The organism is Micromonospora sp. NPDC048887, from assembly GCF_040649715.1.
Taxonomy (GTDB): Bacteria; Actinomycetota; Actinomycetes; order Mycobacteriales; family Micromonosporaceae; genus Micromonospora.
Map to the genome: position 1 here is coordinate 68499 of NZ_JBEZGA010000024.1, position 11951 is coordinate 80449.

At 75.8% G+C, this 11951-nt stretch carries 9 protein-coding genes and 3 pseudogenes; 3 read left to right on the forward strand and 9 right to left on the reverse strand.

Annotated features, from left to right (window positions below):
- Window positions 1-104 precede the first annotated feature (104 nt).
- Window positions 105-674 (reverse strand): GNAT family protein, encoded by a 570-nt coding sequence (locus AB0C17_RS27210; RefSeq protein ID WP_357386273.1) that lies wholly within the window; start codon window positions 672-674, stop codon window positions 105-107.
- The gene (locus tag AB0C17_RS27215; protein WP_357481098.1) at window positions 671-2041 is read right to left on the reverse strand and encodes a cobyrinate a,c-diamide synthase; all 1371 of its coding nucleotides are present in this window, start codon (window positions 2039-2041) and stop codon (window positions 671-673) included. The genes AB0C17_RS27210 and AB0C17_RS27215 overlap by 4 nt, the downstream gene beginning before the upstream one ends.
- 134 nt (window positions 2042-2175) lie before the next feature.
- Here AB0C17_RS27215 and AB0C17_RS27220 point away from each other — a divergent pair, with 134 nt between their 5' ends.
- Together AB0C17_RS27220 and AB0C17_RS27225 are read left to right on the forward strand one after the other, a co-directional pair.
- The gene (locus AB0C17_RS27220) at window positions 2176-3000 is read left to right on the forward strand and encodes an SURF1 family protein (RefSeq protein ID WP_357481102.1); all 825 of its coding nucleotides are present in this window, start codon (window positions 2176-2178) and stop codon (window positions 2998-3000) included.
- An 82-nt stretch (window positions 3001-3082) separates the two neighbouring features.
- Window positions 3083-3799, forward strand: a complete 717-nt coding sequence (locus AB0C17_RS27225; protein WP_357481105.1) for a hypothetical protein — start codon at window positions 3083-3085, stop codon at window positions 3797-3799.
- A gap of 4 nt (window positions 3800-3803) precedes the next feature.
- On the opposite strand, the gene AB0C17_RS27230 is transcribed toward AB0C17_RS27225, so the two are convergent.
- The 4 genes and pseudogenes from AB0C17_RS27230 to AB0C17_RS27245 form a co-directional block, all read right to left on the reverse strand.
- A complete protein-coding gene (locus tag AB0C17_RS27230; RefSeq protein WP_357481108.1) occupies window positions 3804-5387 on the reverse strand; it encodes an ATP-dependent DNA ligase in 1584 nt (527 codons plus the stop codon).
- A gap of 170 nt (window positions 5388-5557) precedes the next feature.
- Window positions 5558-5764: a hypothetical protein gene (locus AB0C17_RS27235; protein ID WP_192580616.1), complete on the reverse strand. Its 207-nt coding sequence runs from the start codon at window positions 5762-5764 to the stop codon at window positions 5558-5560.
- Window positions 5765-5842: 78 nt separating this feature from the next.
- Window positions 5843-7207 carry a dipeptidase gene (locus AB0C17_RS27240; RefSeq protein WP_357481111.1) on the reverse strand — a complete coding sequence of 455 codons (1365 nt, stop codon included), beginning with the start codon at window positions 7205-7207 and terminating at the stop codon, window positions 5843-5845.
- Window positions 7185-8059 (reverse strand): annotated as a pseudogene (locus AB0C17_RS27245) (hypothetical protein); the annotation flags it as partial. The pseudogene AB0C17_RS27245 and the gene AB0C17_RS27240, both read right to left, overlap by 23 nt.
- On the opposite strand from AB0C17_RS27245, the gene AB0C17_RS27250 reads away from it, so the two are divergent.
- Window positions 7994-8395 carry a rhodanese-like domain-containing protein gene (locus AB0C17_RS27250; RefSeq protein ID WP_357386378.1) on the forward strand — a complete coding sequence of 134 codons (402 nt, stop codon included), beginning with the start codon at window positions 7994-7996 and terminating at the stop codon, window positions 8393-8395. The pseudogene AB0C17_RS27245 and the gene AB0C17_RS27250 overlap by 66 nt on opposite strands.
- Here AB0C17_RS27250 and AB0C17_RS27255 read toward each other — a convergent pair.
- The 3 genes and pseudogenes from AB0C17_RS27255 to AB0C17_RS27265 form a co-directional block, all read right to left on the reverse strand.
- Window positions 8294-9965: pseudogene (locus AB0C17_RS27255) on the reverse strand (cobyric acid synthase); the annotation flags it as partial. The gene AB0C17_RS27250 and the pseudogene AB0C17_RS27255 overlap by 102 nt on opposite strands.
- Window positions 9962-10969 (reverse strand): cobalamin biosynthesis protein, encoded by a 1008-nt coding sequence (locus tag AB0C17_RS27260; RefSeq protein ID WP_357386376.1) that lies wholly within the window; start codon window positions 10967-10969, stop codon window positions 9962-9964. The pseudogene AB0C17_RS27255 and the gene AB0C17_RS27260, both read right to left, overlap by 4 nt.
- A 105-nt stretch (window positions 10970-11074) precedes the next feature.
- Window positions 11075-11770: pseudogene (locus AB0C17_RS27265) on the reverse strand (single-stranded DNA-binding protein); the annotation flags it as partial.
- Window positions 11771-11951: the final 181 nt, after the last annotated feature.

The window sequence follows — 11951 nt, forward strand, 5'->3', positions numbered from 1 at the left end:
CACCACCCAGTTCCGCCCGGGGGTGCGCCCGGGTAGTTGATCAAGGAGTTTGCGTCAGGGATCGCGCGATCCGCCGACGCGAACTCCTTGATCGACGTCGGGGGTCAGCGGAGGTCGGCCGCCACGAAGGACCAGAGCTCCAGGTCCACCCGGGCGCCACGGACGAAGCCGGCGTTGCGCAGCAGGCCCTCGTAGCTGAACCCGGCCTTCTCGGCGACCCGCCGGGACGCCACGTTGCCGGCCGCCACCCGCAGCTCCACCCGCTGGAACCCGTGCTCCAGGATCAGCGCGACGGCCACCGCGTCCACCGCCTCGACCGCCAGGCCGTAGCCCCGGGCATGCGGCGCGATCGCGTACGACAGCTCGGTGAGCCGGGCACCCCAGTCGGTACGCCGGGCCCAGAGCGAGCCGACCACCCGCTGGTCCTCCCGGCGGACCACCGCCCAGTGGTCGCCGTCGCCGCTGTCCCGCCGCTGCCGGGCCAGCTCGGTGCACCACGCCTGCCCGTCGATCTGCCCGGACGCCTCGGCCAGCGGCAGCCAGCGCTGCGTCTGCCGGTCGGCGAACACCTCGTCGACCGCCTCCGCGTCCGCGGCGGTCAGGTGCCGCACCTCGATGCGCGGGGTGGAGACGGTCAGCGCCGGGAAGCGGCGTACCGCCACCTGTCCGATCACGCCGACGCCCCCGCCGGGGCCAGCGCGGCGGCCACCAGCCGGGCCGCGATGCCCGGATGCGCGGCCCAGTGCGGCACGAGCTGCGAGGCGTGCACCGCCTGCCGGACGAAGCCCTCCGGGTTGCCGCCCTCCCAGCGCCACGCCGGCCGGTCACCGGCGCGCGGGGTCAGCACGGCGGCGTGCTGCTTGTGCCCGGTCACCGTCGTACCGGCCGCCGCCACCACGCTGTCGGTGACCGCGGTGGCCGTGCGGTAGCCGACCACCAGGCCGTCCCGGACCGTGCCGACCGCGTCGAGCACCCCGCACATGGGCAGGCCGTCCAGCTCCCGGGCCAGCCAGAGCAGACCGGCCCCCTCGGCGATCACCGGACGGCCGGAGCGGGCCAGCTCGGCCACCGCGATGCAGAGGCGGCGGTTGGCGGAGAGCTGATCCGCGTACGTCTCGGGCAGCCCGCCGCCGGCGACGAGCGCGCGGACCCCGGCGGGGAGCGCCTCGTCGCGCAACGGATCGAACGTGACCACCTCGGCTCCGGCGGCGCGCAGCAGCTCGGCGGTCTCGGGGTGGCTGTAGGCGCCGGCCGGTCCGCCGGCCAGCGCCACCACCGGGCGCTCCCCCGGCACCGACGGGCCGTCGGCCGGCTCCGGCGACCACGGCTCGACGGTGAGCGCGGGGGCGGAGCGGGCCAGCGCCAGCAGCCGGTCGAGGTCGACTGTCGCGGCCACCGCCTCACCGAGGCGGCGTACGCCGCGTTCGGCCTCGGCGTCGGCGCGCACCACCGGCCCGGTGCCGTACCGGCGGGCGGGCAGCACCGGGGGCAGTTCGTGCCGGCGCAACGCCCCGTAGACCGGGACGCCCACGTCGTCGAGCGCCTCGCGCAGCAGCGCCTCGTGCCGGGGCGAGGCCACCCGGTTGAGGATCACGCCGCCCAGCCACAGCTCGTCGTCGTACGCCCGGAAGCCGTGCACCAGCGCGGCCACCGACTGCCCCATCGCGGCCACGTCCACCACCAGCACCACCGGGCTGCGCAGCGCGGTGGCGACGGCCGCCGTCGACTCGCTCTCCGGCCGCCCGGCGACCGAGTCGTAGAGGCCCATCGTGCCCTGCACCAGCGCGAACTCGGTGTCGGCGGCGCCGTACGCGAACAGGGGCGCGACCCGCTCCGGGCCGACCAGTCGCGGGTCCAGCGTGCGCCCGGCGCGGCCGGCGGCGAGCCCCAGGTACGCCGCGTCCACCTGGTCCGGCCCGACCTTGAACCCGGCCACCGGAAGCCCCCGGTCGGTGAGCGCCGCGAGCAGGCCGAGGGAGACGGCGCCGGTGCCGTGCCCCGAGGAGGGCGCACTCAGCACGACGCGCGGCACGTCGGTCATCATCGACTCCTGATGTGGGTGGTTTCCGCCCGCGTGACCATACCCGTCCGCTCCCGCGCGCGAGAGCCGCGCACACCACCCTTTCTCCCTGGCTGCGGCGAGTGGCTCCGCTCATACGGGTAGCCTTGGCCAACGTGTACCGGTTCCTGCTGACCCCGCGCTGGCTCGGCTACCTCGCGCTCACGCTCGTCGCCGCGACGGTGATGGTGTTCCTGGGCAACTGGCAGCTCGACCGCTACCGGGGCCGGACGGCGGTCAACGAGCGCATCGACGCCGGGGCCACCATGACGCCCGCGCCGTTGCGCGACGCGCTCCCCGCGCCCAGCGGCGGCGCCGGTGACGTCGGTCCCGCCCCGTCGGAGCAGGTCACCTGGAGCCGGGTCACCGCCACCGGCCGGTACGACAGCGCGAACGTCGTCCTGATCCGCGGCCGGACCGTCGACCGGACGGTCGGCTTCGAGGTGCTCACCCCGCTGGTGCTGGCCGACGGCAGCGCGGTCCTCGTCGACCGCGGCTGGATCCCGCCCGCCCCGGGCGCCGCGGCGACCGTCCAGCCACAGGTGCCGGCGGCGCCGACCGGCGAGGTGACGGTGACCGGCCGGGTCGTCGGCAGCGAGAGCGGCGGCGGCGCGGTCGCCCGGCGCGACGGCAAGCTGGAGGCCCGCCGCATCGACATCCCCCGCCTGGCCGAACAGCTTCCCTACCCGGTGAGCGGCGGCTACGTGCTGCTCGACGGGCAGACTCCGGCCGCCGACCCGGCCTTCCAGGCGGTCCAGATCGGGCACACGAACAACTGGCAGAACTTCGGCTACGTCTGGCAGTGGTGGATCTTCGCGGTGATGAGCCTGTTCGGCTACGGCTGGGTCGCCCGCCGGGAGGCCCGCCGTCTCGCCGGACTGGACAAGCCGGGCGAGCCGGTGGACCGGGCCGCCGAGCCGGCCGCCCCCGCCTCCGCCTGACGACGTCCGCCCTCCCGGTGGGCACACCGGACGGCGGGGACGTTGTAAGGTCCGCGGATGATCGTCAATCGTGGGGGTCGCGGTGACCTCTGACTCCACGACGCCCCCGGCCGCCGAGCCGCCCGCGTACGACCCGTGGTCGGCCATGCCGCCGGCCGTCGCGCCGCCCACCGAGCAGTTCCCGGTGGTAGCCGTGCCGGACGCACCTGTCACCCCCGCGCCCACCGCGCAGTTCCCCGCCGCGCCGCAGTTCTCCGCGCCACCCGCACCGTTCTCCGGCCCACCGGCGACCGCGCAGTTCTCCGCGCCACCGGCCCAGTTCTCGGCGCCACCGGCCCAGTTCTCCGCGCCGCCGGCCCAGTTCTCGGCGCCACCGGTGCCGCCGGCCGGGGCGGTCGCACCGCACCACGGGCCGTACCCGCCGGGCGGGCCGGTGCCGCCCGCGCAGTCGGCGGTCGCCGTGCAGATCGCCGAGATCGTGGTGACGCCGCCGGTCATCCGTACCCCGGCCGGTGTGCTGCCGCTCGCCGGCGCCTCCTGGTACGTGACCGACTACTGGCAGCGGGAGGAGAAGATCGCTCCCTGGGCGATCGTCGCCGCGATCCTCGGCTTCTTCTGCCTGACCGTGTTCAGCCTCCTGTTCCTGCTGATCAAGGAGACGCGGCACTACGGCACCGTGCAGGTGACGGTGAGCAGCGGCGGTCACCAGTACGTCGCGCGGATCCCGGTGGCCGACCAGTTCCAGGTGCAGCAGATCAACAACCAGGTCAACTACGCCCGGTCGCTGTCGGCCGGCTGAGTCGTCAGCCGGTGACCCGGCCGGCGTGGATGGCGCGGACCGCGTCGATGGTGTCCGCCTCGGCGGCGGTCTTGTCGTCGCGGTAACGCAGCACGCGGGCGAAGCGCAACGCCATGCCGCCCGGGTAGCGGCTGCTGGTCTGCACCCCGTCGAACGCGATCTCGACGACCTGCTCCGGCCGGACCCGCACCACCCAGTCGCCCTTCTCCACGGCGAGCGACAGGAACCGCTCGGTCTGCCAGCGCAACAGCTCGTCGGTGAGGCCCTTGAACGTCTTGCCGAGCATGACGAACTCGCCGGTACGTGGATCGCGTGCGCCCAGGTGCAGGTTGGACAGCCACCCCTCCCGCCGGCCGCTGCCCCACTCGACCGCGAGGACCACCAGGTCGAGCGTGTGCCGCGGCTTCACCTTGACCCAGGCCGAGCCGCGCCGGCCCGCGTCGTAGGGGGCAGCCGGGTCCTTGACCACCACGCCTTCCTGACCGGCGTCGACCGCCGCGGCGAACGCGGTGGCGGCCTGCGCCACGTCGTCCACCTCGACCCGGTCGACGAGCAGCGAGGCGTCGACCGCGCCGGCCAGGGCCGCCCACCGCTCCCACCCCGGCGCGTCGATCAGGTCGGCGCCGTCGATGTGCAGCAGGTCGAAGAAGTACGGCGTGAGCACCGGCTCGCCGGTGCGCTCGGCGGCGGCCAGCACGGCCGGCGCGACAGGCGCCTGCCCGGTGGTGCTGGGCGTGGTGCGCCGGGCCGCCCGGCTGGACGTCTCCTGGAACGGCAGCGGCCGGCCGGCGGCGTCCAGCCCGATCGCCTCACCGTCGAGCACCAGCTCGCGGGCGGGCAGCGCGCGGACGGCGGCCACCACCTGGGGCAGCCGGCCGGTGACCTCGTCGAGGCTGCGGGTGAAGACGGCGATGTCCGCTCCGGAGCGGTGCACCTGGATGCGGATGCCGTCGAGCTTGACGTCGACCACCGCCGGCACGCCGGTGGCGGTGAGCGCCTCGTCGACAGAGGGGGCGCTCTGCGCGAGCATCGGCGCGAGCGGCCGGCCCACCTGGAGCCCGAACCCGGCCAGCGCGTCGGCGCCGCCGGTGAGCGCCGCGACCGCCACCGCCCGAAGGTCACCGGCGAGCAGCAGGGCCCGCCGGACGGCGGTGAGCGGCACGTCGGCGGCGCGCGCGACCGCGTCGGTCAGCAGCCCGGCCTGCGCGCCCTGGCGCAACTCGCCCCGGAACAGGCCTGTCAGCAGGCGCTGCTCGTCGGCGGTGGCGGCGGCGAAGAGACGGCCGACCAGTTCCCGCCGCCGGGCCTGCGAGCCGGATCCGGCGACGCGGGAGATCTCCTCGATCGCCGCGTCCACGGCGGCGACGGTGAGCGTCGGCTCGGCGGCCGGCGGGGGCAGGTCACGCAGGCCCGCCCAGCCGACACCGGTCTGGCGCTGGCGCAGCTCACCGGCGAGGTAACCGGCGCCGGCCGGGATCTCGCCCGGCTCCAGCCCGCGCAGCGCGGCGGCCAGCAGCTCCACCTTGGCCCGACGGCCGCTGGTGGCGCCGACCGCGGCCGAGGTGGCCGCCAGCTCCGCGAAACGCACGTCCACATCCTGCCAGCCGCCTGTGACATCGGGGCGGATCCGGCGGCCCGGCACACCGCAGGGGTGCGCCGGGCCGCCCGAATCATCGGGCCGCCGAATCGCCGGGCCGCCGAATCGCCGGGCCGCCGGGCCGACGTGTCGCCGGGGCCGATGTGTCGCCGGGCCGGCGGTCAGGCCGAGACGGGTTCCTCGATGCGCAGGCCGCGCCCGCGCACGCCCTCTGCGACCCGGGTGAGCAGCGCGTCGAGCGTGACCAGGGCGGCGGAGAGCTCGCCGATCTGTTCGTTGAGCGTGTCCTCGGACCACGCGGAGACGTCGACGTCCCCCAGAGCACGGACGGCGGCCTGAAGCCGCTCGATCTCGTCGTTCGTACGCATGTTCGAAAGGCTATAACACCCCGCCCGCCGACACACCACAAACTCCGACATCGGCCCCGAAGTTACGGTTTCGACACCTCAGGCGCGGTTTCCGACCTCGGCCACCCGGGCCAGCAGCAGCGCCTCGGCCAGGCAGACCCGGGCGAACTCGCCGAGGTGCAGGCTCTCGTTCGGCCCGTGCGCCCGCGCGTGCGGGTCCTCCACACCGGTCACCAGGATCGCGGCCCGCGGGAACATCTCCTGGAACGTGGCGATGAACGGGATCGACCCGCCCACCCCGATGTCGACCGGGTCGGTGCCGTCCCAGGCCGTGCGGAACGCCGACCGGGCCGCGTCGAACATCGGCCCGGAGGCGTCGATGACGCACGGCGCACCGTCGTGCTCGAACGTCACCGACACCTGTGCGCCCCAGGGCGCGTGCCGCTCCAGGTGCGCGGTCAACGCCGCGTACGCCTTCTTCGGGTCGTCGCCCGGCGCCAGCCGTACGCTCAGCTTCGCCTTCGCGGACGGCACCAGCGCGTTCGGCGCCTCGCCGGTGGACGGCGCGTCCACGCCGAGGATCGCCAGCGCCGGCTTGGTCCAGAGCCGGTCGGTGATCCGGCCGGTGCCGAGCAGCTTGGCGCCTTCTACCAGGCCGGCCTCGGCGCGGAACCGGTCCTCCGGGTAGTCGACGCTGGCGCCCTCCCGGCCGACCAGCCCGTCCACCGCGACGTCGCCGGCCTCGTCGTGCAGCGTGCCGAGCAGCTTCACCAGCGCGGTGAGCGCGTCCGGCACGGCACCGCCGAACATGCCGCTGTGCACCGCGTGGTCGAGCGTGCGCACCTCCACGAAGCAGTTGACGATGCCGCGCAGCGAGGTGGTCAGCGCCGGCACGCCGACATCCCAGTTGGTGGAGTCGGCGATGACGATGACGTCCGAGGCCAGGTCGTCACGGTGCTCGGCGAGCAGCCGCTCCAGCGAGTCCGAGCCGTACTCCTCCTCGCCCTCGATGAACAGCACCACGCCGACCGGGAGCCGGTCGCCGAACGCGCGCAGCGCGGCGACGTGCGCCATGATGCCGGCCTTGTCGTCGGCGGCGCCCCGGCCGTAGAGGCGGCCGTCGCGCTCCACCGGCTCGAACGGGTCCGACTCCCACAGCGACAGGTCGCCGACCGGCTGCACGTCGTGGTGCGCGTACATGAGCACGGTGGGTGCGCCGGGCGGGGCCGCCTTGGTGCCGATCACCGCGGGCTGGCCGCCGGACCGGACGATCCGCGTGTCGAGGCCGCAGCCGCGCAGCAGCTCCGCCACCGCCTCGGCGGAACGCTCCACGTGCGAGTGGTCGAAGCCCTCGAAGGCGATGCCCGGGATGCGGACGAGTCGCTCGAGGTCGGCGCGGACGCCGGGGAGTTCCCGCTCGACGGCGGCCCGCACCTCGGACTCGGAGAGGATCGGAGTGGTCATGACCGGAATCGTATGCTGGCCTTACCCCGTCACGTCGCCCGAGCCCGATCGCCGACCCACGCGCACGTAGTAGCGGTCCGCGTCGTGCGGCAGGTCCGGGGCACCGTCGACGACCAGGTCCACCGCCGAGGCGGTGCCGTCGGCGGCGAAGTGCGCCCGCTCCCCCGCGTGCCAGCGCCGCAGCTCCGGCAGGATCCGCGCGCCGTCGCGGGCCAGCGCCCGCCGCAACCGCAGTTCGGCCGGCGCGGTGACGAGCACCGACAGCGTCAGCTCGGGGCGTACCACGGCACGGGCGGCACTCACCCCCTCGACGATCAGCACCGGTGCGGCCGGCACCGGCACCACCCGGTCCAGGAAGCGGCGGCGCACCCAGCTGTAGCGGCGGTAGCCGCCCGGCCGCCCCGCCCGCACCGGGCCGAGCACCTGCTCCTCCAGCCGGTTCCAGAACGTGAGCTGGTCGTCCCAGCCGTCGAGCAGGTCGTCGGTGTGCACGAGCGGCGGGCGGGGGGTGCCCGCCCGCTCCGCGAGGGCGTCCGCGAGGCGCGTCGCGAACACGCTCTTGCCCGCGCCGCTCGGCCCGTCGACGGCGACCAGCCGGGTACGCCCCAACCGCGCCGGACCGGCAAGCACCCGGCGGGCCAACCCGGCGTACGCCCCGATCACCGCCACGTTCACCCGACCGACGCTAACGTTCCCCCGTCCGCTGGAACCTGCGACCCGGGCGGACCGTTTCGCCGAGCGGCGGCGCGGGCCGCTGGGCATCATCGGGGGGTGCTCCATGACGTGATGTGTCCGGGCGTCGACGCCCTTCTGGAACAGGCCCGCGCCGGTCTCCGCCGGCTCACTCCGCACGAGACCGTCGAGGCGGTCCGTGGCGGCGCGCTGCTTATCGACACGCGTACCGAGGCGCAGCGCCGCGAGGAGGGTGAGCTGCCCGGCGCGATCGTCATCGACCGCACGGTGCTGGAGTGGCGGCTCGACCCGGCCAGCGCGTGGCGCATCCCGGAGGCCACCGGGTACGACCGCGAGATCATCGTGGTGTGCCGGGAGGGCTACAGCTCCAGCCTGGCCGCCGCCAGCCTCCAGACGCTGGGTCTGCGGCAGGCCACCGACATGGTCGGCGGGGTGCGGGGCTGGCGGGAGGCCGGGCTGCCGATGTCCGACCGCCCGGCCGACGTGCGCTACTGAGCCGTCGCGGCGGCCGCCCTCCGACGCTCTACGCCGGTGGCGCGCCGGGTGGCACGAACGGCAGCCCGGGCGGTGGCCCGGACTCGATCAGCCGCCACAGCGCGTCCGTGTCGAGGTGTTCCTCGACCAGATCGCCGAGCAGATCGAGCGTCCGCTCCCGGGCCGCCGCGAAGGACGTGTCCGGCGCGACCTTGAACCCGGTCCGTCCGGCCGCCTCCGCGACCTCGGTGAGGAACCGGCGGCGGAACGCGTCCGACGAGAAGGCGCCGTGCCAGTGCGTGCCGTACACGGTGCCGAGGCGGGCGCCCTCGCCGGTGCCGTCGGCGTAGCGCAGCAGCGGCGCCAGGCCCGGGTCGGCGGCCGAGACACGGCCGTGGTGGATCTCGTAGCCGTGCACCGGCACGTCTCCGGAGGCGGTGCCCTCGGCCCGGCGTACCGTCTTGCGCGGCTCGAAGGTGATCTCGACGGGCAGCAGCCCGAGGCCGGGCACGCTGCCCCGGCGGCTCTCCACCGGGTCGTGGATCGCCCGGCCCAGCATCTGGAAGCCGCCGCAGATGCCGAGCAGCGGCCGTCCGGCGGCGGCGTGCGTCAGCACCGCGTCGGCCAGGCCGGTCTCCCGCAGCCACTCCAGGTCGGCGACAGTCGACTTGGTGCCGGGGAGCACCACCAGGTCGGCGGCGGCCAGTTCGGCCGGTTCGACGGTGAGGCGTACCCGCACACCAGGCTCCGTGGCGAGGGCCTCGACGTCGGTGGCGTTGCTGATCCGGGGTAGCCGCACCACGGCGACGTCGAGCCAGTCGGTGCCCCGGGGCGCGGGCGGGCGGCCGAGCACGCGCCCGTACGCGAGCGAGTCCTCCGCGTCCAGCCACAGGTCGAGTGCCCAGGGCACCACCCCGTACGCCGGGCGGCCGGTGACCCGGCGCAGCATGTCCAGCCCCGGCTGGAGCAGACCACGGTCGCCGCGGAACTTGTTCACCACGAACCCGGCCACCAGCGCCTGGTCGGCCGCGTCGAGCAACGCGACGGTGCCGAACATCGAGGCGAACACCCCGCCCCGGTCGATGTCGCCGACCACGATCGCGGGCAGCCCGGCCTGCCGCGCCAGCCCCATGTTGACGTAGTCGCCGTCGCGCAGGTTGATCTCGGCGGGGCTGCCCGCGCCCTCGCAGATCACCACGTCGTACTCGGCCCGCAGCTCGGCCAGCGCCGCGTACGCGGTGGTGGCCAGCCGGGCCCGTACCTCCTGGTAGTTGCCGGCGGTGACCGTGCCGACCGCCTCGCCGAGCAGCACCACCTGGCTGGCGTGGTCGCTGCCCGGCTTGAGCAGCACCGGGTTGAAGCGCAGATCGGCGTCGAGCCCGCAGGCTGCGGCCTGCATCGCCTGGGCCCGGCCCAGTTCCCCGCCGCGGCCGTCCGGGCCGACCACCACCGCGGAGTTGTTCGACATGTTCTGCGCCTTGAACGGGGCGACCCGGACACCCCGGCGGCGCAGCCAGCGGCAGATGCCGGCGGTGAGCACGCTCTTGCCGGCGTCGGAGGTGGTGCCGGCGACAAGCAGCCCGCCGCTCACCGCGCGCTCCCCCGGCCTGAGCCACGGGCCGCTCGGGTGACGGCGCCGAGCGCGGCCCGCCCGGCGGCCCCGGCCACCCGGCCGACTGTCACCGGGTAGAGCGCGGCCAGGCCGAGCGCGGCCGCACCCACCGCGCCGGAGATGCGGGCGGCCCGCTTCAGGTGCCGCGCGTCGGGGCGTGGCCCGTCACCGAGGAACGGGCGGGTCTCGGCGCGGCCGAAGTAGACGTTGCGTCCGCCGAGCCGTACGCCGAGCGCGCCCGCCATGGCCGCCTCGCACTGGCCGGCGTTCGGGCTCGGGTGGTCGGCCCGGTCCCGCCGCCACACGTGCCAGGCGGTGGCGAGGTTCCCGTTCGCCACCGGCGCGACGGCCACCGTGAGCAACCCGGTCAGCCGGGACGGCACCAGGTTCAGCGCGTCGTCCAGCCGGGCCGCGGGCGTGCCGAAGCGGGCGTACCGGGGCGAGCGGTGCCCGACCATCGCGTCGAGCGTGTTCGCCGCCCGGTAGCCGAGCAGGCCGGGCAGGCCCGCGACCGCGCCCCAGACCAGCGGGGCGACAACGGCGTCCGAGGTGTTCTCGGCGACCGACTCGACGGTGGCGCGGGCGAGCTCGGGCTCGTCGAGGGTGGACGGGTCACGCCCGCAGAGGTTGCCCAGACGCGCCCGGGCGGCGGGCAGGTCGGCCCGGCCCAGCGCCCGCGCCATCACCCGGGACTCGTGCCGCAGCGTGCGCCCGCCGAGCACCGTCCAGGTGCCGGCGGCCACCAGCGCGGCCCGCGCGATCGGATGGCGCCGGGTCGCCAGCGCGGCGGCGGCGCCGAGCAGGACCGGCCCGCCGACCGCCAGCGCGGTGAACGCGGCGCCGGCCGCCCGGTCGGGGCGGTAGAGCTGCCGCTCCAGCGTGCCGGCCGCGCGGCCGAAGCCGGCCACCGGATGCCACCGTCGGGGGTCACCGAGCAGGGCGTCGAGCGCGTAGCCCGCCACCAGCCCGGTCGCGTTCGCCATGGCGGTCGCCTGCCGCACCCGTCACCACCTCCGGCCGGCCAGCCTAGTCGTACCGCGGGGTGGTGACGCCGCTGTCACCACCCCGCGCCCCCGTCGGACGGAGGGTCAGGCGGGCACCGGGGTACGCCGCCGCCCGCGACGCCCCGGAGCGCTCCCGCCGCCGGCACCGGTCGGCTCGGCCCCATCCGGTCCGGAACCACCCGGCGCGTCGATCTCCAGCGGTGTGACAGCGCCCAGCTCGTCGTCCTCGACCGTGACCGGACCGTCGTCCGCCACGTCGCCCAGCTCGTCCTCCTCCGCGACCGGGTCGCCCGCCCCCGGGTCGAAGCCGGTGCCCTGCGCGCGCGGCCGGGCACCGAGGGCGGCGGCGCCCGGCAGGCCGGGGCCGACGTCGAACGGGTCGGGCTCGCCCACCCGCTCGACCGCATCGGCCGGCCCGGTCCGGCCGCCCCCGTACTCCGGCGGCGGGAAGTCGTCGTCGAAGGGCCGGTCGTCGAACGTGGCGGGGGCCTGCGCGGCCGGCACCGGCTCGGTCGCCTCGCCGTGCACCCGCTGCTCGGCCTCGGCGTCCTCGACGGTGCTGGTGGCGGCGCGGGGCTGGTTGCGCAGGAAGCGGGCCCGGCCGCGGGACAGGTCGTGCCCGACCGCGACCGCCTCCAGCTCGTAGAGCGTGCGGTGGGTGCCGGACTCGTCGGTCCAGTCCCGGGTGTAGAGGCGGCCGGCGACGATCACCGGATCACCCACCGCCACCGAGGCGGCCACTCCCTCGGCGAGGCGGCGCCAGCAGTTGACGCGTACGCGGGTCTTGAGTGACACCCACACGAGGCCCGCCGCCAACTGAAGACGCCCCGGCCGAGCGCTGCGAACGCCGACCGGGGCAGACCGAGAAGGAGCCTCGGCCATGTCCGACCTTACCCGTTACGCGGGCGGTGCTGCCGCCGTCAAAGACGCCCTGCGCGCCTCGCACGACCTCAAGCCGACC